This is a genomic window from Anabaena subtropica FACHB-260, assembly GCF_014697105.1.
Taxonomy (GTDB): domain Bacteria; phylum Cyanobacteriota; class Cyanobacteriia; order Cyanobacteriales; family Nostocaceae; genus Trichormus; species Trichormus subtropicus.
The window spans coordinates 1-22,546 of sequence record NZ_JACJRF010000062.1 but is presented as its reverse complement, the minus strand read 5'-3'; the positions used below and the strand labels follow the sequence as shown (position 1 = coordinate 22,546).

General features: G+C 39.6%; 24 protein-coding genes, 1 tRNA gene and 1 pseudogene. 13 read left to right on the top strand and 13 right to left on the bottom strand.

Going from position 1 to position 22,546, the window contains the following annotated elements; translation table 11 throughout:
- Positions 1 to 93: pseudogene (locus tag H6G18_RS25385) on the top strand (IS982 family transposase); the annotation flags it as partial.
- A gap of 66 nt (positions 94 to 159) precedes the next feature.
- On the top strand, positions 160 to 495 hold the full coding sequence (locus H6G18_RS22760; protein ID WP_190409370.1) for a DUF4870 domain-containing protein: 336 nt from the start codon (positions 160 to 162) through the stop codon (positions 493 to 495).
- Positions 496 to 581: 86 nt separating this feature from the next.
- Here the strand turns inward: H6G18_RS22760 and H6G18_RS22755 are convergent, their stop codons facing one another.
- The 3 genes from H6G18_RS22755 to H6G18_RS22745 all read right to left on the bottom strand — a co-directional run bounded on the left by H6G18_RS22755 (position 582) and on the right by H6G18_RS22745 (position 1,886).
- Positions 582 to 971, bottom strand: a complete 390-nt coding sequence (locus tag H6G18_RS22755; protein ID WP_190409369.1) for an alr0857 family protein — start codon at positions 969 to 971, stop codon at positions 582 to 584.
- A 16-nt stretch (positions 972 to 987) separates the two neighbouring features.
- Complete coding sequence (locus H6G18_RS22750) at positions 988 to 1,521, bottom strand: HNH endonuclease (protein WP_190409371.1); 534 nt, start codon at positions 1,519 to 1,521, stop codon at positions 988 to 990.
- 92 nt (positions 1,522 to 1,613) lie between these two features.
- A complete protein-coding gene (locus H6G18_RS22745) occupies positions 1,614 to 1,886 on the bottom strand; it encodes a hypothetical protein (RefSeq protein WP_190409368.1) in 273 nt (90 codons plus the stop codon).
- A 69-nt stretch (positions 1,887 to 1,955) separates the two neighbouring features.
- On the opposite strand from H6G18_RS22745, the gene H6G18_RS22740 reads away from it, so the two are divergent.
- The 3 genes from H6G18_RS22740 (at position 1,956) to H6G18_RS22730 (ending at position 5,614) form a co-directional block, all read left to right on the top strand.
- Positions 1,956 to 2,291 (top strand): hypothetical protein, encoded by a 336-nt coding sequence (locus H6G18_RS22740; RefSeq protein WP_011321131.1) that lies wholly within the window; start codon positions 1,956 to 1,958, stop codon positions 2,289 to 2,291.
- A 721-nt stretch (positions 2,292 to 3,012) separates the two neighbouring features.
- Positions 3,013 to 5,037: a sensor histidine kinase gene (locus H6G18_RS22735; protein ID WP_190409367.1), complete on the top strand. Its 2,025-nt coding sequence runs from the start codon at positions 3,013 to 3,015 to the stop codon at positions 5,035 to 5,037.
- Entirely contained in the window at positions 5,006 to 5,614 is a 609-nt protein-coding gene (locus H6G18_RS22730) for an SRPBCC family protein (RefSeq protein WP_190409366.1), read from the top strand. The genes H6G18_RS22735 and H6G18_RS22730 overlap by 32 nt, the downstream gene beginning before the upstream one ends.
- A 97-nt stretch (positions 5,615 to 5,711) precedes the next feature.
- Here H6G18_RS22730 and H6G18_RS22725 read toward each other — a convergent pair.
- Positions 5,712 to 5,784, bottom strand: a tRNA-Glu gene (locus tag H6G18_RS22725).
- A 262-nt stretch (positions 5,785 to 6,046) separates the two neighbouring features.
- Between H6G18_RS22725 and H6G18_RS22720 the strand changes: the two genes are divergently transcribed.
- Positions 6,047 to 7,966 carry a cation:proton antiporter gene (locus H6G18_RS22720; protein ID WP_190409365.1) on the top strand — a complete coding sequence of 640 codons (1,920 nt, stop codon included), beginning with the start codon at positions 6,047 to 6,049 and terminating at the stop codon, positions 7,964 to 7,966.
- Here the strand turns inward: H6G18_RS22720 and H6G18_RS22715 are convergent.
- Together H6G18_RS22715 and H6G18_RS22710 are read right to left on the bottom strand one after the other, a co-directional pair.
- A complete protein-coding gene (locus tag H6G18_RS22715) occupies positions 7,933 to 8,574 on the bottom strand; it encodes a cytochrome b N-terminal domain-containing protein (RefSeq protein WP_190409364.1) in 642 nt (213 codons plus the stop codon). The genes H6G18_RS22720 and H6G18_RS22715 overlap by 34 nt on opposite strands.
- Before the next feature lie 292 nt (positions 8,575 to 8,866).
- Positions 8,867 to 9,562 carry an esterase/lipase family protein gene (locus tag H6G18_RS22710; protein ID WP_190409363.1) on the bottom strand — a complete coding sequence of 232 codons (696 nt, stop codon included), beginning with the start codon at positions 9,560 to 9,562 and terminating at the stop codon, positions 8,867 to 8,869.
- A gap of 497 nt (positions 9,563 to 10,059) precedes the next feature.
- Between H6G18_RS22710 and H6G18_RS22705 the strand changes: the two genes are divergently transcribed.
- Complete coding sequence (locus H6G18_RS22705) at positions 10,060 to 11,553, top strand: hypothetical protein (protein WP_190409362.1); 1,494 nt, start codon at positions 10,060 to 10,062, stop codon at positions 11,551 to 11,553.
- Positions 11,554 to 11,615: 62 nt separating this feature from the next.
- Here the strand turns inward: H6G18_RS22705 and petJ are convergent, their stop codons facing one another.
- The 6 genes from petJ to H6G18_RS22680 all read right to left on the bottom strand — a co-directional run bounded on the left by petJ (position 11,616) and on the right by H6G18_RS22680 (position 15,682).
- Complete coding sequence (gene petJ / locus H6G18_RS22700; protein ID WP_190409361.1) at positions 11,616 to 11,981, bottom strand: cytochrome c6 PetJ; 366 nt, start codon at positions 11,979 to 11,981, stop codon at positions 11,616 to 11,618.
- 273 nt (positions 11,982 to 12,254) lie between these two features.
- Positions 12,255 to 12,674: a plastocyanin gene (petE, locus tag H6G18_RS22695; RefSeq protein ID WP_190409360.1), complete on the bottom strand. Its 420-nt coding sequence runs from the start codon at positions 12,672 to 12,674 to the stop codon at positions 12,255 to 12,257.
- A 475-nt stretch (positions 12,675 to 13,149) separates the two neighbouring features.
- Complete coding sequence (gene psbV / locus H6G18_RS22690; protein ID WP_190409359.1) at positions 13,150 to 13,641, bottom strand: photosystem II cytochrome c-550; 492 nt, start codon at positions 13,639 to 13,641, stop codon at positions 13,150 to 13,152.
- 8 nt (positions 13,642 to 13,649) lie between these two features.
- Positions 13,650 to 13,775: a hypothetical protein gene (locus tag H6G18_RS25105; protein WP_277875624.1), complete on the bottom strand. Its 126-nt coding sequence runs from the start codon at positions 13,773 to 13,775 to the stop codon at positions 13,650 to 13,652.
- Positions 13,776 to 13,949: 174 nt separating this feature from the next.
- Positions 13,950 to 14,786 carry a carbohydrate ABC transporter permease gene (locus H6G18_RS22685; protein ID WP_190409358.1) on the bottom strand — a complete coding sequence of 279 codons (837 nt, stop codon included), beginning with the start codon at positions 14,784 to 14,786 and terminating at the stop codon, positions 13,950 to 13,952.
- Positions 14,783 to 15,682, bottom strand: coding sequence for a carbohydrate ABC transporter permease (locus H6G18_RS22680; protein WP_190409357.1), 900 nt, complete (start codon positions 15,680 to 15,682; stop codon positions 14,783 to 14,785). Before H6G18_RS22680 ends, H6G18_RS22685 begins: the two co-directional genes overlap by 4 nt.
- 619 nt (positions 15,683 to 16,301) lie before the next feature.
- Between H6G18_RS22680 and nifX the strand changes: the two genes are divergently transcribed.
- Entirely contained in the window at positions 16,302 to 16,796 is a 495-nt protein-coding gene (gene nifX / locus H6G18_RS22675; RefSeq protein WP_190409356.1) for a nitrogen fixation protein NifX, read from the top strand.
- Positions 16,797 to 17,820: 1,024 nt separating this feature from the next.
- Positions 17,821 to 18,999 carry a helix-turn-helix domain-containing protein gene (locus tag H6G18_RS22670; protein WP_190409355.1) on the top strand — a complete coding sequence of 393 codons (1,179 nt, stop codon included), beginning with the start codon at positions 17,821 to 17,823 and terminating at the stop codon, positions 18,997 to 18,999.
- A gap of 156 nt (positions 19,000 to 19,155) precedes the next feature.
- Here the strand turns inward: H6G18_RS22670 and H6G18_RS22665 are convergent, their stop codons facing one another.
- Positions 19,156 to 19,434, bottom strand: coding sequence for a hypothetical protein (locus H6G18_RS22665; protein WP_190409354.1), 279 nt, complete (start codon positions 19,432 to 19,434; stop codon positions 19,156 to 19,158).
- 221 nt (positions 19,435 to 19,655) lie between these two features.
- On the opposite strand from H6G18_RS22665, the gene H6G18_RS22660 reads away from it, so the two are divergent.
- The 4 genes from H6G18_RS22660 (at position 19,656) to H6G18_RS22645 (ending at position 22,455) form a co-directional block, all read left to right on the top strand.
- Positions 19,656 to 20,810, top strand: coding sequence for an iron-containing alcohol dehydrogenase (locus tag H6G18_RS22660; protein WP_190409353.1), 1,155 nt, complete (start codon positions 19,656 to 19,658; stop codon positions 20,808 to 20,810).
- Positions 20,811 to 20,950: 140 nt separating this feature from the next.
- A complete protein-coding gene (locus tag H6G18_RS22655) occupies positions 20,951 to 21,556 on the top strand; it encodes a TetR/AcrR family transcriptional regulator (protein WP_190409352.1) in 606 nt (201 codons plus the stop codon).
- Positions 21,543 to 21,932, top strand: a complete 390-nt coding sequence (locus H6G18_RS22650; protein WP_190409351.1) for a tautomerase family protein — start codon at positions 21,543 to 21,545, stop codon at positions 21,930 to 21,932. The genes H6G18_RS22655 and H6G18_RS22650 overlap by 14 nt, the downstream gene beginning before the upstream one ends.
- 85 nt (positions 21,933 to 22,017) lie before the next feature.
- Positions 22,018 to 22,455, top strand: a complete 438-nt coding sequence (locus H6G18_RS22645) for an acyl-CoA thioesterase (protein ID WP_190409350.1) — start codon at positions 22,018 to 22,020, stop codon at positions 22,453 to 22,455.
- Positions 22,456 to 22,546: the final 91 nt, after the last annotated feature.

Genomic DNA, 22,546 nt, shown 5'->3' with positions numbered 1-22,546 from the left:
ATTGCTGCCAAAATCGCCTCTCACACACTACGCAAATTGCTTCGCCGCCTTTTTGGTATTGATGTTCTCACCTTCCAGTCTCATTCTCTTTAATTCACATTAGACGTAATTCGTAATTTGTAATTAAGACTAGATTATTTATTACCAGGGGGTTGGTCTATGGAAAGATTTGAGCAACGCAAATTGTTATCCGTTCTCAGTCATGGAGCGATATTTTTTAGCTCTACAGTAGTCTCTATTGGCATACCCGTTGCGATTTTATTACTCAATGAAGATCCAGTAGTTAAAGAAAATGCCAAAGAATCCTTGAATCTCCACATCAACCTTTACGTATGCGGCGTTATATTTGGATTACTTATTTTTGTTGGCATTGGAATTGTGTTACTAATCGCTTTATGGGTAGTAAGCATTATCATGCCTATTATTGCTGTGATCAGGGTTGCCAATGAGCCGAATACACCTTATCGCTATCCATTGATATTTCGTTTGCTGTAAGACTTTTCCTTCTTTTCGTATGTGGTAAATGCTGAGTCTAAAGTCAATATTAATGCTCACGACTCAGCATTCGCAACTACTATAATTTATTCGCTCATCACAGAAGCGCAGGCTTGAGCTGCTTGCCATAGTTTATTGACAAAAAACTCTGTGCGATCGCTCATCATAGTCACAAATACACCATCAGCATCCTCAAAGCCATCAGATAACCAAGAACCTCTTAGATTTACTTCTAAATACTCAGCATCACAAGTAGTCAAATCGATAATTTCACTATCAGCGCGTCTGGTTTCAGCTTTCAGCGCTTCAATTCCTGGTAAATCTACAGGTAATAAAAAGGAAGCAGTACTAGGTTGAACACACAGGTTTTGACCTACTCTTAGTGTGAAAATCACTCGTTGCGCTACCCATTCCTCCAGTGATAGCGTCAGACATTCCAAATAAAAACTGTTCTCAGTGTAAGTTAATTTCAGCATTCCTTCTGCTCTCCTGCTACTCCAGGTTTGCCTGCACATCTATCCAAAACTGTCTGGCGCTATTACGCCAAGCATCACTAACTGCAAACGCTACCGCCGGGTGAACTGGTGGTTTTGGCTTAGTACGCAATTGCATACCAGCTTCCACCGGAGTTCTGTCTCCCTTTCGAGAATTACATCTTTCACAAGCTGCAACGACGTTATCCCAAGTGTGGGAACCACCTCTAGACCTGGGAATTACGTGATCTAGGGTCAGCCGCTTCCTGCTACCGCAATATTGGCAACTGTGATGATCTCGCCGCAAAATTTCTCGCCGATTTACAGGCGGAACTTTCCATGTCCTCTCAATAGAAGCAATTTTCAGGCGGATATTTTTTGGTACATCAACTATCAAGCTGGGTGAGTGAACCCGCCACCCATTTTCTGTATAACTAACCAATGGTTCAGCTTTGTTTGTTAGCAATAGCACGATTGCTCGCTTGATATTGACCCGACACAGTGGCAAGTAATTTTGTGAAAATACCACCACAGATTGCTCTAACACTGGCATTGTGATAGCCACAGCTTCACTCCTTAATAAAAAACCCCCGCTTCTGGTTTGACTGAAGCGGGGGTGAGAAATAGACCGTGATATTCTTGGTCTTATTTTCGTACAGCATATCTCTGTCTGTACCTCCCGCTTCTGGTATCTAGTTGTAGTTTGGCATTGAGCCCATCAATGCTGACATATATAAATTCATGATTTTCCTCTGTGATTTGTGCGCGATCGCCAAAGGCGGGTCGCAGACCATCGCAGCTACCATCGCCCATAAATAAATACTCCACTCCCACAACGCCTAATTCCCAATTAAATCGGGATTTGGTCGCATTTAAGGAAGTAGAGATGGGGTAAATGGATTTCACAGAAAATTTCACCTATTGAACATTTCTTTAAACATACTACACTTGTATTACTATCTTGTCCATAGTTTAAGGAGAAAAATCATGCATACAATCGCTCGCACGCCAACAACTGACATGGAAGTTACCAGCATCCGTTTAGAGCGAGAACTGAAAGAGAAACTCAAAGAAATCGCTGGCAATCAGGGATATCAGGCACTCATCCGCGATATCCTTTGGAATTATGTCCAGCAAAAATCTGGTGAGTGGAAACCGCGATTTTCACGAGCCGATATTCGAGCCAGTATAGCCGCCACAGCTCAACAAGAAGAACGTTGTGTACTTACAGGTCAACTTATCCAACCCCAGCAACCGATGTTATTAGGATTAACCAGAAATGGCGATATGGTTCCGCTAAGTGTCGAGAGTTTAGCTGGCTAGTTTTCTATTTAGATCAGTGCAGCCCAGTTACTCTCGTGAGTGACTAGGCTGTATTTGTCATTAGGTTACAGATTAAGCATTTTTTACTTAGAACTTCCTACTCCCCACTCCCACCTTTGAGATCGGGGGTATAACTTAGCTTGACATACTTACATTATTAATGTAATTAATAAAGGGCTATAGATTATTAAAAGTAAAATTAAAATAATCATAAGTTTTTCTAATTAGATGAGTGATAAACTCATAAAATTTTTTTGTTATCTGAGTATCAAGTTGTTTCCCGATTTTTCAACACAATATACCAAAACGACAGTGGCTAGAATTTTGTCAAACACCTTCATTTGTGATTTTAGTCACAACAGTACTAATGCGGTTAATCACAATTAAGTTATGTTTTCCAATCTAGAGAAATTACGGTTTATGTATAGTTACAAGCAAGGTATTCTGAGTCAAAGCTATTTATTTGAACTGGCAATAAAAAACCAAATACTAGCTTGATCAGGAATTTAATAATCTTGGCAAGTTGTGACACTCATGTATAAATTAGTTTAATTTACTGATAAATTGATCATCTGCAATAGAAAGGGGCTATAACAGATGAAAGAAAATTGTCATCAAGAATCTCCCATCCATCAGGTGCAGCAAGACAACTCAAGGTGAATAATATGCCAAAAAGTTGGGTGCATAAAAAATGGGGTAACAAACTCAGAGCATATTAGGAATGAAAAAGCGTTTATTATTGCCGCCGCAGTACCTTGATGGATCAGAGCGACTACAACCCTACCCAGTCAAACTGATGCAACATCAGGAAGAAACAGCCCACGAGTTGGCACACAAGATTAATCAAATTGTTGCCAGTTGTCCAGCCACAGCAGCGATGCTGCAAGAGATTGCTCACTTGGTGGGGACTGCCACAAATGTAGATTGTTGCTGCTTGGTTACAGTTACTAACGAGGAATCAACGCAAACAACAATAGCTAACTGGTGTTCTGATGAATATCTGGGAATACCCCTCTCTAATGAGATGTTCTCGACCGAAAGATTTCTGATGGAATTACCAGTTTTGCAATGTGCAGCAGAACCGCGCAATATCGATGAGATTTCCTTGATCCGCAATAGTTTAGTAGTTGGGTGTCAACATTTGCCATTACCAATCAAGGCTGTGTTGGCGATTCCTACTCTCTTTGGCGGAAAAAATAATGGTGTCATTAGTCTGATTAAATTTCAATCTTATGACTGGGATGAGTCAGAAAAGCTACTACTGAAGACGATCGCCTCGTCTTGTGCGATCGCTTTTTCTCAAGTGACACAAGCACAGTTAATTTCTTCTCAGCAGCAATACTTACAAAAAAGTAATCAACATCAAAGCTTAATTAAACAATTAACTATACTAAGTCGTAGCAACTTGGAGTTAAATCAAATGCTCCAACTGGCCATAGCATCTACTGCTGAATGTTTACAGGCGGATCGTGGTTTGCTGATCCTACTGAAATACACAGATCCACTATTTAGAACTCCCGTTAAAAAACAAATTCCTCAAGCCAAAGCTGATGTAGTTGGTGAGTGGCGCAGGGAAAATGCTTACCAAACAGATTCCCTGTCTGGATCTTTTTCCTTGGCTGATTGTGGGTTATGTCAAAGGGTGTTCCAAGATGCGGGTAAACCGGTCATCATCAACGATTATACAGACCTACAGGATAACTCCACAGTTGCTTCCTTATTTGCTATTACAGAACTGCCAGCAGTGTTGTTAATGCCATTGGAAAACCAAGGTAAAATATTAGGCTTTTTAGTGCTACAGCAGTCCGTGTCTCGCAACTGGCAACAAGCTGAGTTAAATTTGGTGGAAATGGTTTGCGCTCAAGTCAGCAATGCCATTATTCAATCAAAAACACTGCGACAAGTCCAGACATTAGTAGATGAGCGCACGGCAAAACTCCAAAGCAGCCTGGAACTACAAGCGAAACTACACGAAAGAACGCGGCAATATGTAGACCAGTTGCGGGAACTGAACCAGCTCAAAGATGAATTTATGAGCAACATCAGCGATCGCCTGCGCTACCCTCTGACGAATATGATGATGTCAATCAAAAATCTGCGTCTACCAGGAATACCCGCAGAACGTCAGGTGAAATACTTAGAGATTCTGGAGAATGAATGTGCTAAGGAAATTAACTTAATTAATGACTTGCTAACTCTCCAGAAACTAGAATCTGAGCAAGAACCACCACAGGTGGAAAATATTGATTTAAACAGCAAAATTCAAGATTTAAGTGATTCTTTAGCCAAAAAACTGGCAGATAAAGGATTAAGTATAGATTTAGACATACCAGATGAACCGTTAAAACTCCAAACAGAATTGGAAAGTTTTGACCGCATCTTGCAAGAGTTATTAAATAATGCCTATACATACTCGGAGCGTGATACCATCATTCACCTGCACGCCAGTCACCAAGTTGATCAGCTTGTCGATCAAGTTATCATTAAAGTGACTAACACAGGACGTGGCATCTCCGAACAAGAGGCGACTTATATATTTGATAGGTTCCGTCGTGGTAGAGGAGGTCGCTGGACTCCAGGGACTGGCTTGGGACTCGCTTTAGTCAAGTCCTTAGTGCAGCACTTAAATGGAGCGATCGCTGTTGAGAGTACTCCAATTCCCGATTCTCAACTCAGCGAAATTTGCTTCACCCTGACTTTGCCCCAGTTTTCTGATGAAAGCACACCATATTCTGACAGTGACTAAACAATACAACACAACAAAAGACTTGGAATTTAATCCCGATTTAGATGGCGAATTGGTTGCAAGTGCAGACAATTTACCCTCGATAGAAGTCCAAGTTGAAAAAATCGCCGACCGACAACGGCAAATTACCGCTAGAGTACAAATTCCCCAACCAGTAGAACAAGTCTGGAAGGTGCTGACAAACTATGAAGCCTTAGGTGACTTCATTCCCAACCTCGCTAAGAGTTGTCTACTGGAACATCCAAACGGTGGTATTAGACTCGAACAAATTGGCTCTCAGCGTTTACTTAATTTCAACTTTTGCGCCCGTGTAGTTCTAGATTTAGAAGAATACTTCCCCAAAGAAATAAATTTTCAAATGGTAGAAGGGGATTTTAAAGGTTTTTCTGGTAGTTGGTGTTTAAACCCTTATCTCCTTGGTGATATTACTGGCACTGATCTCTGTTACACAATCCAAGTTTGGCCTAAGTTAACTATGCCAATTACTATTATTGAGCGTCGTCTGAGTAAGGATCTGAGGTCTAATCTGCTGGCAATTTACCAGCGAGTAGAGTATTTAGCCAACCAGAATTTCTAAGCTGAAAATTAATATCCTTCAGATTTATTTCTGAAGGATATTAATTTTAAATAACCGTTTAAACTTACACAGTTTAGGTTTAGTTTGTTTTTTTTAGTACCCCCAGGGGAATTCGAATCCCCGTTACCTCCGTGAAAGGGAGGTGTCCTAGGCCTCTAGACGATGGGGGCATCAATCTCAGACCTTTTATAAATTAACTGATTTTTTAGATGATGTCAATAGGTTGTGCAGAAAAAAAATTTGGGGACTTGGCGGGGGCAGAGCAAGGGTAACTAATGACTAATCAGCTACAAATGGAGTAATGTGAATAACCAAGTATGGAAAAAACTCTAAATTCACTTAGGTACAAACTGTTTAATGTTGTAACCTGTAAAGATGATATTTATTTTTCTTTACAAAGGATTTTGAAAGAAATCACTCAAAATCTAAAATATGGAAGCATCATTTGAAGTTACCCTACAGATGGCGATCGCTGTTTTTGCAGGCATCGGCGCTCAAGTTTTGGCGGCTTATTTGCGTGTACCCAGTATCGTCCTTTTGCTGCTGTTGGGCATTTTGCTAGGTGCTGATGGGGTGGGGTTATTACATCCCCAATTACTCGGTACGGGGCTAGAAGTGATTGTTGCCCTAGCAACGGCAATAATTCTGTTTGAAGGTGGATTAAACCTAGATTTGCGCGAATTAGGTAGAGTTTCTCTCAGCCTGCAATTACTCGTCACATTAGGGACGCTGATCACCCTTATTGGGGGTAGTATGGCGGCTCACTGGCTTGGTGAATTTCCTTGGAATATAGCTTTTCTCTACGCTTCTATAGTCGTAGTGACAGGGCCTACGGTAATTAGTCCTCTGCTCAAACAAATCAATGTAGATCGCCAAGTGGCAACCTTGTTAGAGGGAGAAGGAGTTATTATCGACCCAGTGGGAGCGATTCTAGCCTTCGTGGTGCTAGATACCATCGTTAACGGTGATGCAGATCCAGTAAACGCCATTATCGGTTTACTCATGCGGTTGGGTATTGGTGGGGCGATTGGTGCGGCTGGTGGTTATTTCATGAGTTTAATTTTTAAACGTGCCAAGGTTCTCTCATCTGAGTTGAAAAATTTGGTAGTGTTGGCGGTGCTATGGAGTCTGTTTACCCTAGCGCAAATGATTCGTAGTGAATCGGGGGTGATGACAACTGTAGTTGCCGGAGCAGTATTTGCTAATTCCTCAGTACCAGAGGAACGTTCGTTACGCAGCTTCAAAGGTCAACTGACGATTCTCAGTGTCTCTGTCCTCTTCATCCTGCTAGCTGCTGATTTATCCATCGCCAGTGTGTTTGCTTTGGGTTGGGGAAGCTTATTTACTGTTTTGGTCTTAATGTTCGTTGTTCGCCCAATAAATATCCTGTGTTGCACTTGGAAAAGTAACTTAAACTGGCGACAGAAGTTATTTTTGAGCTGGGTTGCTCCTAGAGGAATTGTGTCTGCTTCTGTTGCGTCTTTGTTTGCGATTTTGCTAACTCAGCGTGGGATTAATGGTGGTGATTCAATTAAGGCTTTAGTTTTTCTCACAATCATCATGACGGTGGTTTGTCAAGGACTGACAGCCGGTTGGGTGGCGAAGTGCTTGCGAATCACTTCTCAACAAGCCACGGGGGCTGTGATTGTTGGTTGTAATCCTTTGAGTCTGTTAATTGCTCGATTCTTTCAAGAACGGGGTGAAAATGTGGTCCTGATTGACACTGATCCCGAAAGTGTTGCTCAAGCTGAAGCTCAAAATTTGCGAGTGATTGCTAGTAGTGCATTGGATGGTGAAGTTTTGGAAGAGGCGGGACTAGCCTCAATGGGAACTTTTTTGGCGATGACTAGTAATGGGGAGGTAAATTTTGTCTTAGCTCAAAGGGCGGCTGAGGAATTTAATCCACCGCGTGTTTTAGCTGTTTTTCCCCGTGATCCCCAAGCTAATGGTTCAGCCAATAATAAAGTTAGCCAAGCTTTTGTTTCAGACTTGGCGATTAAGACTTGGAATGAATATCTCAATGATGGGCGAGTGAAGTTAGGGACGACTACTCTCAGTGAATCGGACTTTGCTAGTCAGCAGGAACATATCCAAGAAAAAATTCGGACTGGAGTTTTAGTGCCGTTGTTGGTAGAAAGAGGTGAACGCTTACAAATTATCCCAGCAAACCGGGAATGGGAAGTAGGCGATCGCATTATCTACCTGTTACATGACTCCAGACCGAACTTGTTAAAACGCTTATCTGGGGCTAGTCAATCCACACCCCTGGTTCTAGAAAAGTTACCAGAGGTGGAAGAAGTACCTTTAGGGAAAACGCCTCAACTTTCTGCTAGTGATGCTTCTGTCAGTTGAATGATTTCATTCCTTGTTTGGGCATACATTTGTCGTTCTTGCCATAGTAAAGCAGACAAATGTACGACAGCAAAAGTTAGCGCAGCAACGGAAATTAAATAATTGTGTAGTGTGTAAAGGTGCAGGACTGTCAGGCTGCTAATAGCACCACCACCAGTAAGTATATCTCTCAACAGCGTTCCAACGAGAGGAATTGCTTCGATATTACCCAACTCGATATTGAAACGCCAATAGCCTTCTTGAGTCCAGTCTAGGATCATTGCTGTCCAATCCAGACCGATCGCACTCAATGTAAAGAAAATTCCACTTACCCAAGCAATTAGCCAACTATTACGGAATTGCCGTCCTAAAAACATGACGACAATCTGCACTAAGGCGATCATAATCATCGCATTACCAGCAATATCATGAGCGCGATGGAATAACCAGCCGTAGGCTACTTGAGTATCAATCATTCTCAATGATCTATAAGCCCCGCCTGCTGTTGGTTCGTAATAAAAAGACAACAAGATTCCTGTAGATACATAAATCAGGCACAGGGAAAGCATCACGACCGATAATACTGTTGCGATTCGCCGCAGAATTCTATCAAACTGGGTGTTTTGCATAGTTCACCCCTCCTGTTATTTGTTTAGTATGTATTTTCTTAAATTTTAACTTAAGAAATATTAATATATCTGTATTTATATTAAAAACAATCTAATTTTCTAAACTAAACGCCCATCCGAATCAAGTACAAGAGCATAAAATTTCTCTTTTCTCACCTCCAACCCCAATTTGAAACAATAATGCGACAGATATATACTCTCTACCCCTTGTTATATCTAGCTTTTTGAATTTTGTTACCGGAAGCCTAGCCGTAGGCTATTTTGAATTTTGAATTGATATAACCCTTTTTTTTCAACCTAAATACTGCACCCAAATTTTCAAGGGTTCTGGAGAGCCATACCAAATGCCTGGGTTTCTAGGGGAATGTCTGACACCATCAATAACAAGATTTTCTGCACCTATCAAATGAGCAGATGTAATTGGTGTGATCCCATCGCCCCACGTGTTACCTATGCCGCAAGTTAATTGGTAACTGCTGTAAGCTAACCAGCCGCCTCGCCGTCTTTCGCCAAAAATAGTTTTTCCCGCTACGCAAACGTAACGGACGTTTTTGTAAAAAGCTCCGGGGTAGTTGTTGTTCACAAAATCTAAATTCCAACGTGTCCAACGTTCTTGGCTAATGTGAGGTGTCCCCAGGGTAACGAGATTAGCTACTAAGGGATGGGCATTCCAAGGAGATGTTTGCACCTTACCGCTTGCTGCATAAGGTTTTTCACCCAAATAAATGCGAGAAATCCAACCTCCAGCCGAGTGACCAATCAAGTTGACTTGAGTAGCATGATGTTCTTGTAAAACTTGTTTGACGGTATAATCAAGCTGCTGCATAATATACGCGACTGATCTACTGCCAATTAAAGGAAGCCAGTCCCGCCGTCTCAAAGGTACTGTAACTGTAGGAAAACCTAATTGTTGTAATGATGCTGCTAGTTGCTGGTAAGCGATCGCGTTTTCTAAATAGCCAGGGACAATAACAGTAGGTAATGGCATCTTTATGAAGAATTTTGTGTTTCCAAATAGTACAACAACAAACTTCAAGAGAATTGGAAATGATGGTCAGGGAAATAGCAAAGCAGGCCACATTTTCGGGAGAAGCAGATGTGGTAGCATATCGCGGCTTGCCACAATTTTACAGGAACGCAACTACCTAGAAAACAAGGGATGAGGGGCTAGTGTATTTTTACTATCTATACATTTAGATGGATGCGATCGCCCCAATGGATAACTACCTTATGTGTAAGCTTGGATAGCGCAACTCATCAAAAGCAAAATTCACAGTGGATATTTTTCATATCACCCTTGGCAAGCGCAACCAGAAACTGCAATGTTGCTTCAGTAAAAAAATAAAAAGTTAACAAAGAGGCAATTATCATCAGTTGAGTGCCAACATAGACAGTTATCATTTTTAATAAGGGCGCATTTATTGCATTCAAGATAAAATTTCTTTGCTAGTCAACTGCAACCGAGCCGAGTGAACGATAACAGCTATGTCTTACGTCTCCCTGTTAAAAAATATACCAGAAATCTTAGGACAGCCAACTGGGATGGCAGCAATAGCCTCTCTTGGCATCCACGGTGCTATTGCATTGATTGTGCCGTTGATGCCAGTAGATTCTAATAAATCTAATGAATCATCACCAAATTCAGTTGGCGTTTTAGAACTCAGTCAAGCAGATCAAAACCGTCTCCCACAAAGTCCAGATACAAATCAAGTTGGTTTGCCAGGACAGCTACCCCTACAATCACAATTTCCACAACAACCGCAATTTCCACAACAACCACAACTGAGCAACCTTCCTGGTTTTGATGCTCAGACGACTAGTTTACCTCCTTTACCGCCACCCATAACCCCACCAATATCACTACCACCCGTTTATACAACACCTGATAATTATCGTATTGCCGCCTTACCCAGAAGTCAGCCTCTGCGCCAATTACCTAGAAGAGATTTTCGATTTGATAACTCTGGTTTTAATGCGATTGGAGAAAAATTTACACCAACAACTCCTCCCAGTTTTAATGAGAGGGAAGTAATACCAGAAGCGCCTAATCCTCTGCCTGTAGATAAATTGCCTGAATTGAATGCGGCGAAACTCCCCGATGACTTGCCGCCGAATCTCCCCAGTAATACAACTCCACCAGCGACCGTTTCTAGTAATGATGTAGCTAGAGTGGCTCCAATCCAACCCCAAGTAGCACCTATCGTCCAAACCCCCAAACCAGGAGACGAATTAGCTTTTGCTGGTGCAAGTGTACCAAAATGGCAGCAAGGTTCTACACTCAAAACACCTGAGTTACCCTTGGAGAATATTGAACAAGGGTCTGGACAAGGATTAATTGCCAAGATAAACTCATACGAAGACCTACGAAAAGCGCTTCAGCAAGAGTACCCAAATTCGCAAGAAAAAGCTGTTATTCGTAGCACAGTTCCCACGGATAAACCAGGGCTTGAAGGTACTGTATTGGGTTTCTTAGTTGTTGATACTGAAGGCAAAGTTTTAGATATTAAGTTTCAAGACAAGACTATTGCCCCTGATTTGCAATTAAAAGCAAGGGAATATTTCACGAAAAATGCTCCTAAGGGAGACAGACAGATTAGCCGTTATCCATTTAGCTTGAGTATTCAAAACAACGGCAATAATACTGCGGCGACCGAAGATAAAACTCCTGCTGTCGTGATTCCTAAACTACCTTCTACTCCGCTAGTGAATGTGAATCAACCAGCAACTGCACCAGTAACTACTCCTAAACCTTTACCCCAACTACAGTTGAGAGAAGCTACTCCTAAACCCTCAACACAACTACAACTCAAAAAAGATCAGCCTGGACAAACACCAACTGTTGAGGAGTCACCTGAGCCGACAGCTAATAACAATCAGCTATCTTCAACGGTGGAATCTAGTCAAACACTCCTAGAAAAGTTGCGTGAAGCTAGACAAAAGCAACAGCAAAGACAAGAGTCTAATTCCTCGGAAAGATAAAATTGGAGGAAAGAGGTAGGGGAGATTAAGCATTTTACCTATACTCTCTTCCTCATTTTCCTCTATCCTTCTTTTTCCAGTGTTGACCAATCTTGTTCTGCTTTTTGAAAAATGTAAGCAGCTACCTCTAAAATTTCTTGGTTACTTAATTTATCTTTGAAGGCAGGCATGGCATTTTTGCCATATTGCACCTGATGGATAATAGCCTGGATTGAGTTTGTCTCATAATTCTCCAGGTATTTTGATAACGCTGCTTTTTTTAGGGTTTTCTCGGCTATTAGTATATTTCCACCACCTATGTGGCAGGAAGCACAGTTATTATTAAAAATTTTTGCCCCTGCTGGTATCTCAACGGCTAGGGCTGGACTGATAAATGTAAGTTTAAATATAGCGATCGCCAACAGTAATAGTAATAAAATTGTTCTCAAAATATTTTCCTCTCAATCAAGCTCTAGTAGCTGATACCAGAAGCATCAGAATCATCTATGACTCTATGGAGAGTATATACTTTAAATTTCTGAGATTGACGATTTAAGGAAAATTTGCCCAAAATTCACAGTGACGAGTCCATTCCTGACTTCGCTACATTACATTTGTCACTCTTGGCTGGATAGGACTCGTCACCACTATTAATTATGGGGTGTCGCTCTTGGCTAGTTTTGCTGCGGAGCCTAGAAAATCATCTAGCAATAGTGCTATTTCTAGCCTGCAACAGTGATTTTTCCTACCATACCAGCACCACGGTGGGGTTCGCAGTAGAAAGTGTATTCACCTGCTGGTGCATCTGCTGGGATAGTGGTTGTTTGAGTTTGACCAGGACTCATCAACAACTGTTTGTGAGATAAAGATTTAGCTAAATCAGCACTCTTAGCTGGGTTGAGCGCAGGATCAAACACAACATTATGAGGAGGAACTTTGTTGTTCTTCCATTCAATGGTGTCGCCTGGGTTAACTGTCAACTTTGCAGGTTCAAATACTAACAGCCCTTTATCACTACCCAGTTTTACTGTGTATGTTTCAGCCGCAGCAGAGGGTGTAAACACAGCAAAGCTGCTAACAACTAAAAGAACAGTTAATACAGCTAGACTCAAGCGCCGCAAGCTTGCCGCAATAAATTTCATGGCATTCTCCTAACCGTAGTTTTTATTTTTCTTATTTCATTTTAAATAAAATCAAGACCAAATATGACAATCTGTCGTAGATCAGGAAAATTTTTTTTCTGATGGTTATAAATAAATAGCAAAATATTCTGCAATCACCACGAAGCACTAGATTGCATGACACTCAGAAGCTTATGGGTAAAAAAATAATAAAATAAAAATTTTTATTTTTTCTTTGTGAAATGTTTTTCGTTTTAGTGTATGCAGATTGATAGAAATAGAGTCTAGAGGCTGGAATAATTTTAGTAAAGAACCAAGCTAAGAATTGACGTAGCATTAGAAGCTTACAAGTATATTACTCGGAAAAATCCTGAGTACTGTGTTCTGAGTACTGTGTAGTCTGGGAATTAGGATGAAAGTTCAAATACTTACTCCCATTGTCTCAGCACCCAGCACTCAGTACCCAGTACTCAGCACTCACTCAATAATACTGGCTTTAGTAGTAGATTTTGCCGCCGCCCCACTTGTCACCAAGAATTTTTGGTTGTAGAAGAATATGACCAGCGATCGCCTTTAGGTCATCATCCTTCAAATTTCGCATTGCTGTGAAAATATCAGCACTCTTGAGACTGGGGTGTAATTCGGAAATTTCTATTTCCCCATCATAGGTGGTGGGGTTCTTCATGTAGTCCACCAAACCCTCAATATTGTTACGGTTAGGTGTGGCTAAGGCCAGTGCTTCTGGTTCGAGTCCCACGTTTTGGTTGGTTTTGGTAACACCGCCAACGTGACATTGGGCGCAAGCGTATTGAAATAAACGTTTGCCTTCTTTTACTTGTTTAAGGCTGAGTGTGATAGTATCACCGTCAGCATTTAATGGTACTGTCCGGGTAGCTTCGTCCAGTTCCACAGCCGTTGCGCTACCGACAATCAACTGAAACGTCAGTAAAACAGTAACCACAACAACGCCAATAAGTCTTCTAAACATGTTTCCCCTTAAAGTTTTTGACGCTCAACACAGCTAAATAAAACCAGACTCAATCTCCATCGAGATAACACTTTGTTATCTCTGCGATGGCGTACCCGCCCGCCAAAGGCGATCGCTAGGTTTATACAACCCATGATGTTTGTTAACTGACATATAGAGATTAAGTCGCTGTAATACCAATATCATGTTAAGAGTGCAATTTGTCGCCGAAAATTGAGGACTGGGGATCAGGGGATGGGGGAGATAGAGAAGATGAAGGTGATGGAGGAGAGGAGGGGGAAACTAATGACTATTGACTATTGACTAAACTATCCTTTACCACCGGTGAATGTGGCACTTTGAATAAAGTAGCGGTTGAAGAAGGCGTAAATGCTTAAAGCTGGTATGGTGAAGACCATAGAAGCAGCCATGATATAATTCCAGTAGCTGATGTATTGACCTTTGAAGGTATTTAAACCCAAGGGTAGGGTAAACATTTCTGGCTCAAATAATATAACTACTGGTAGCAAGAAATTATTCCAGCTGCCCATGAAGACAAAAACAGCCTGTGCTGCTAATGCTGGTTTTGCTAAAGGTAAAATAATGTAACGGAAAATTTCTATAGTATTTAAACCATCTAGTTGTGCTGCTTCTTCTAGTTCTTTAGGAAAGTTAATAAAAAACTGTCGCATCATAAAAATAAAGGTGGCATTTACCATACTGGGTACAATCATCCCCTGGTAAGAATTCAGCCAACCGATCACTTTTAAAATCAAAAATGTGGGAATCAGTGTAATTTGGGCTGGTACTGCTAACACTGCCAAAATTAAGAAAAACCAAAAATCTTTACCCACAAAGGGCAATCTTGCTAAAGCGTAACCCGCCATCGAGTTGAACAGTAAATTAAGCAAAGTAACACTGATGGCAATTACCAAACTGTTAAATAGCCAGCGTAAAAATAATGGTTCTTGTAAGAAAATTTGTCTGTAATTATCCAGAGTAAAATTTTGAGGTAAAAAATTTGGCGTACCACTAACAATTTCTGATAGGGGCTTAAATGATGCTGATAATGCCCACAAAAAAGGAATTAGAGTAATAATTCCGTAGGTAGTTAATAAAATATATAAAAGTAATTTGAGCCAGGAAAAAGTAGAAATTTTAATCACATTTTTTCACCTTTAAATAGTTGTTGCTGAATCAGAGTGATCATAATAATTACTGTGGCTAATAAAAAGGCGATCGCCGCCGCATATCCCATCTGTAAATAACGAAATACTGTTTGATAAATCAGCAGCACTACAGTCAGTGTGGCATTATTCGGGCCGCCAGTACCACCAGAAAAAATATAAGATTGGTCAAATAATTGAAAAGTACCAATTACTCCTACCGCTATTACAAAAAAAGTTACAGGCTTGAGCAAGGGAATTGTAATGTAAATAAATTGTTGCCACCAATTTGCCCCGTCTAATTCTGCCGCCTCGTAAATTTTTGTGGGTATATCTTGTAATGCAGCTAAATATATCACCATATAAAATGGTGCTGTTGACCAAATATTCATCAGCATGATACCTTTGAGAGCCACAGACGGATCACCTAACCAGTTATAAGTAGGAAGTCCGACAAAAGCTAGAAAATCATTTAATAGCCCATCGGTATTATAAATCCACATAAAAATCAGGGTTAGTACGGCTGAAGAAGTCACCGTTGGTAAAAAATAAAGGATTCGCCACCAGTTTTTACCACGAATACCAGCATTCAATGTCACCGCTAGAAGCAATGCCAAAAAAGTTTGAGTTGGCACCACAATAGCAACATATTCTGCTGTATTTTTTAAGGCAATCCAAACTAATTCATCATCAACTAATCGAGCAAAATTACGAAAACCAACAAATTGATAAGCAATACCACCTAACAGTTGAACTTTGTTGAGCGAAAGAAAAACAGCGTAGAGAATAGGCAGAACTACAAAAGTTCCCAAAACTAAAATAGTCGGCATCATGAAAATGTACCCAAACAAGCTGTCTGTAATGTTCCATCTATGGTTGTTCCTCCACCGTCTCATTCGCAACACAATTCAATCTACCTGTAGCTGTGGGATTGTATGATCGCTATCGTAGCTGAAAGTGTTTGTTTACTTGTAGATACCTTATGGATGATTTTCTACCGTAAGCATTCTGAAAAATAAATATCTCTAGCCTCTGATTACTGTGTTATCTGTGGCTTTGTGGTTAAATAAAAAACTTTTAAACAACGGAGATACGAAAGACACAGAGAAATAAAAAGAGATTTTACCAGTGAGGTTGGGCATCGCACATCTAGGTTTTGGGAAATAAAGGGCTGAAAAATTTCTTCAATCCCCACCACACTAAAAGAATTGAGCCTAAGATAAATAGTAAGAGCCTTGAAAAACTACCAGTTGATGAAATTGTTTTCGGGGCTATAGAGGTTTTAGAATCATTCTCTGCGGATGCCGATTTGCTAATTGCTAACTGTCTCTGTGTAAGAATACCTAAGCGATTAATTCACTACTTGCTTATTCTTCACAGCGTAGTACAGTTACCTATCACAATAATCGGCAATTGTTATTTAAATTTGGCAGCAATCGGCTTGTCAATCAACCCAAAGAACGCTTCAGGAATTATTAACAGTTAGTTGTAACTGATGAATAGAGGAAGACAAAAATGAAAATAGCATTTGCTACAAGTGACAGAATTAATATTAATTCTCACTTTGGTTGGGCGCAAGAAATTGATGTTTACGAAATTTCAGATGGCGGTTATGAATTTCTCGAAACTCTCTTCTTTAATCAGGAAATTTCTCAAACTACTGAAAATACAACCAAAAAAAATGAAAGTGGCTGCAAACATAGTAAAAGTGATTGCAAAAAAGCTCAAAAAGAAGAAGCTGCAATACCTAAAGCTAAAGATGGTGAAAGTGATGATAAAGTAGGTCAGAAAATAGCAGCCTTATCTGACTGTAAAATTGTGTATGTGGCATCAATTGGCGGTACTGCTGCTGCTAAGTTAATCAAAAAAGGTGTGATGCCAATTAAACCACGCTCAAATAAAGAAGATATTATCTATCTTTTGAATAAACTAGTGCAGACTCTGAAAACTAATCCTCCACCTTGGTTGCGTAAGGCCTTACAACAAAATCATCAAAGTATGATGAATTAGAATTTTTATGGTAACTTGTTTCGGGGCTAATACTGTTTAGGAATCCGATTCGATTATGCAAAAAATCTAAGTATCAGTAGGGTGGACAATGACCACAAACAACCAGATATGTTAGGCATTACCCACCCTAACTATAATTTAAAAATCAAATAGTAGCCCTATAGTAATTTAATATAATGCTGTAGAGAAAAGAGCTTATGAACTCCAGTTGTAAGAAGAGACAGACATTACCTGTTTAAATGTCAATTGGTCAAATAGTGGCTGTATAAGCTTGCGTAAAACTTGTAAAGAAGAGAAAAAATCATTTTTTGAAATTTTTCAGGAATTACCAAAATTTCTTAATTGGCTTATATTTGGCAGAATGAGCAGGTTAAAGCACAAGAACCATAAATTTTTGCCAGCGAATCACAGAACTGGTGTGGTCAGGGGCTTGGTCATGGAACCCACGCATAGACTTCATTCATATTTTAGGACAGGCGATCGCATTTCTGTTTTAATAGTCTGATGCTAGAGGCAGACGCAAGGCTATATACTCATAGCTATGCTGATGAATAGTCTCACTCATGATCAGTAATTAACAATGATGAAGACAACGTCAATACTATTTTAATAAAAAAGCATTAACTCATAAAAACGGCTATTAAATCCAGATTTTGCTGATTTTTGCAAATTTTACCACTATAGGTAGAGTTAAACACCAGTCAAAAGTAGTAATCTATAAGTTTATCTATATAGTTTCCATTTAAAATTAGCAATTCATAATATGTAATTTTTAAAATATATTAATAATTGTTAGTTTTATTTAAGTAGCATTTTGGAATCAATTTTCACAATATTAATTTTTTTATGTTTCAAAATATTATTTGTACTACCGAATAAATATACTCTTGGAGCCATATTTTGGGTATTAATTGCATTTGTTGTAAGTTTCGCCATTGGCAGTTTCAGATGTGCTGTTATTCCTATTAAATTACAGATTGAACTTGATTAATTAACATCTGTCGGCAAATCTTGGGCATCTACAGTGAATATAGAACTATTTATCCAACGAGCAGAAGCATTACACAAACAACTAGCGGATTTATATCAAACTGCTAGTGTTTTGCCTTGGATTCCACCAGATTTACTACCACAAGCTTTTAAGGAACTTTATAGTAACTCAAAGTTAGTACAACTAGCAGCAGAAGAACTTTATCACCAAAATGAGGAACTTTTACAAACACGGAGTTTATTAGAAGCAGAGCGTCAACACTACTATAATTTATTTGAGTTTGCGCCAGATGGGTATTTAGTAACCAATGCAGAAGGAATTATTCAAGAAGTTAACCTGACAGCAGTAAAGTTACTTAATGCACCAAAACATATTTTATTAGATCAATCAATGATTAATTTCATTCGCCTCGAAGAACGAGAAAGCTTTCGCGGTGAACTCAATCAATTATTACAGTCTGATAAAGTTAAAGAGTTAGTAGTGCGCTTACAGCAATTTCACGGTGAATCTTTTGATGCAGTTTTAACATTAGCTGTAGTTCGCAATCAAAATGGTAAAATAAATTCCCTGCGCTGGTTGTTACGTCATATTAATGAACGTCAACAGAAAGATTTAGGATTGGTCAATAATGAAAATTATCTCAGTCAAGACCGTCCAATATATATATATCCTAAAGGAGAAAATATTCCCCTCAATCCATTAGTAATTTGGTATGTTCGCCAAGGTTTAGTTAAATTGAGTACTTTTTCTGAAACAGGCGAAGAAGTATTGATGGGTTTAGCAAAAACACACATGGTATTTGGTTCTAGTATGACTTCGCTACCTATTTACCAAGCTACAGCTCTTTCTGATGTGGAATTAGTATCAATCAATTCCAGTGAAATAGCCGTTACCCCGATGCTTAGTCATATCCTGCTACCAAAAATCAATCAGCGCTTAAGACAAACTGAATCTTTTTTAGTAATTGCTGGAAGACGAAGAGTAGAAGATAGACTGTACCATCTATTAAAGCTTTTGCAACAAGAAATTGGTGAATCTGTATCCGAAGGAATTCGCTTAAGTGTACGTTTCACACATGAAGATATTGCTAATGCTTGTTGTACTACTAGGGTTACAGTTACACGATTGATGGGTAAATTACAACAACAAGGCTTGATTAGCTTTGACTCGAAAAAACATATCATTATTAGGATGCTAGAGACTAGAAGCTAGAGGATAGGGACTAGAGAACAGAGTTTTTTATGGTTGATTATCAGATTGTTCTGTGAATGGCTCAGTTATGTTAGTAGTAGCGGGGTGATGAGCAGCGTTTTGGTTCAAAAAGTCTAGTTTTTCACCTCTAACCTCTAACTCTTTTCAAAAGTTAGCTTAAGATTTTGGTGGAATCAAACTAGCACTTTTGGTTGTGCTATCCCAAACTATCCAGCTAATGGAACTATCTGGGTCAACGGTACTATTGGAAACTTTAAAGTATAGTTTTTCTCCGCTCTTGGGTTCAATAGCAAAATCGGCATTTTGAGCGTAAATAACTTTAAAACCTCTATCACGTAGACAATACATTGCCCAGGCTTTCAATGATTGCTTATATGGTTCATGAGGAATGGGTGGTTTTTTAATGACTTCTTCTATTACTTGAAATATCTGCATTGGCTTCTGATTCAATGTTTAACGTAATTTTAATATCATCTGGGTTTTTGTGTTTGTCTTCTAGATTTTTTCAAAGCAAGCTAGCCGATCATGTGACAAATTACACAAGCGATCGCCTAGTTATAGGTCAAAATTTTACAACAACAACGGATGTATGTGAAGAAATATTAAAACTGATTACAATACACAAGGTGAAATCTCATACCCTGGTTTAAACACTCATGGATAACTTTGTTTTTTACAACCCAGTCAAAATTCTGTTTGGCAAAGGTCAAATCGCTAATATTGCTGCGGAAATTCCGACTGATGCCAAAATTCTCATTACCTACGGTGGAGGTAGCATCAAAGCCAATGGTGTTTATGACCAAGTTAAGTCTGCGTTGGTTGGAAGGAATGTGTTTGAGTTTGGTGGAATTGAACCCAATCCCCATCTAGAAACTCTCTTGAAAGCTGTGGAATTAATACGTAACGAAGGTATCGATTTTGTCTTAGCAGTTGGGGGTGGTTCGGTTATTGATGGTACTAAGTTTATTGCTGCTGCGGTTCCTTTTGTTGGTGATCCTTGGGATATTTTGGCAAAAAACGCTCCTGTAACTGCGGCTGTACCTTTTGGGGCGGTGTTGACCCTACCCGCCACAGGTTCGGAAATGAACACTAGTTCGGTTATTACTAAGTGGGAAACCAAAGAAAAGCTGTTCTTTAGCAGTTCCTTGGTGTTTCCTCGTTTCTCCGTCCTCGACCCGGAAACCACTTTTTCCCTACCTCCCCGACAGATTGGCAATGGCATTGTTGATGCTTACACTCATGTAATGGAACAGTATTTGACTTATCCAGTCAATGCACCGTTACAAGACAGATGGGCTGAATCTATTCTGAAAACGTTGATTGAGGAGGGGCCAAAAACTCTAGCTAACCCCACAGATTACGATGCTAGGGCAAATTTGGTATGGTCTGCAACCTTAGCACTTAATGGGTTAATCGGTGCAGGAGTACCCCAAGATTGGGCTACCCACATGATTGGTCATGAATTGACAGCGCTGCATGGTTTAGATCATGCTCAAACTTTAGCGATTGTCCTACCCAGTACTCTCTCAATTAGACGCGATCGCAAGTGGCAAAAACTCCTACAATATGCAGAGCGAGTCTGGAATATTGTCGATGGTTCCGAAGAAGAAAGGATAAATGAGGCGATCGCTAAAACTCGTAATTTCTTTGAGTCTGTCGGTGTCCGCACCCGTCTATCTGACTACGGTGTAGGATTGGAAACCATTCCTCTAGTTGTGGAAAATCTACAAAAGCATGGTTTAGCAATCTTAGGTGAACAGCAAGATGTAGACTCTCAAGTAGTTGAGAAAATTTTAACTCTCTCGGCGTAGGAATTGGGAACGGATCAGTGCTGAGTCATGAGTGCTGAGTTTAATCTCACTCAGCACTCATAATTATTTAATTCCCAATATCTAGACTTGCCAGTAGTTATTATGTTATTTTCAATCAGACCAATTGGTCGGTAAATAAGATGTCTAAAGGTGAAGAAACAAAAACCCGAATCCTCCAACAAGCGGCGGAACTGTTTAACCAAAAGGGATATGCTGGTTCGTCGATTTCTGACATCATGCGTGTGACGGGATTACAAAAAGGAGGAATTTACAACCACTTCCAAAGCAAAGATGAACTAGCACTGCAAGCTTTCGATTATGCGATCGCATCCATCAGCAAACACTATAGAATTGCACTACGTAGTAAACGTCACGCACTAGAACGCCTGCAAGCACTGATTGCTGTGTTCAGTAGTTTTGCAGAAAACCCACCCATTGCGGGAGGATGTCCACTACTAAACACGGCTGTGGAAAGTGATGATGCACATCCTGCATTACGAGGACGCACTCAACAGGCGATGAACTCCTGGCTGAATATGATTAGGCGAATTATTCAAATGGGAATTGAAAAAGGAGAAATTCAGCCTAATGTTAACGCTGAGGAAATTGCCACTATCATAGTTGCCACTTTAGAAGGTGCGATTATGATGAGCAACCTTTATGACGATACCCTTTATATGCAAAGGGCTGTTAATCACCTAAATCATTACACAGAAAATACCCTAAAAATTCATGGTACAAATTAAAGTTTATGGTTTAGCACAAACACTAAACCCCATTAAAGCAGAACTATCAGATATCATTCATGCTGCTCTAGTGAAGGTTTTACAGATGAGTCCTGAGAAAAAATTTCATCGTTTTTTTCCCCTTGATAAAACAGATTTCTACTATCCACCTGATAGAACTGAAAATTATCTGATTATTGAAATTATTATGTTTGAAGGACGTGCAGTAGATACTAAAAAACATTTATTGCAAGAAATTTTTAAGGAAACTCACGAACAACTACAAATAGCAGTTGATGATATCGAAATCACGATTTTTGAAACTGCAAAACACAATTGGGGTATTAGGGGTGTACCGGGGGATGAGTTAAATCTCAACTATAAAGTAGAAGTTTGAGATTATACTTGTAACCCATCCTCAAGAGGCTGTAATTTTTTTGTGCAAAAACAGACCGATAGGTCTTAAAGAAGTAGGAGTAATTATGCTAACAACAGACAACTCACATAGACCATTAGAAGTAGTGTTAACAATACCTGTAAGAACTTATGACATAGACTTTGCGGGGATTGTCAGCAATATTGTGTATATTAAGTGGCTAGAGGATTTGCGTCTCAAGTTTTTAGAAGAACATTTGCCAATTAATCAGCTAATGGAACAAGGATATGTACCTATACTGGCTGGGACAGAAATTGAATATAAACGTCCTATCAAGTTGATTGATCAAGTAATAGGTCGCTTATGGGCGAGTGATTTAGGACGCTTAAAATGGACTGTACAAGCAGAGATTTTATCTAACAATCAGTTAGCCGCAGTTGCTACACAGAAGGGTGCATTTGTGGACTTGCAAAATGGTCGTCCAATTAAAATTCCCGATGAATTACAACATAAATATTTAACTAGCAATACCAGTTTAATATGAAGGTGCATATAATAGAGGAAACAAACTCGATAAATTAAAATAACCATGAGCCGCACTTTTAAGATTGAAATCGCAGAGAGCGAAGAAGAAC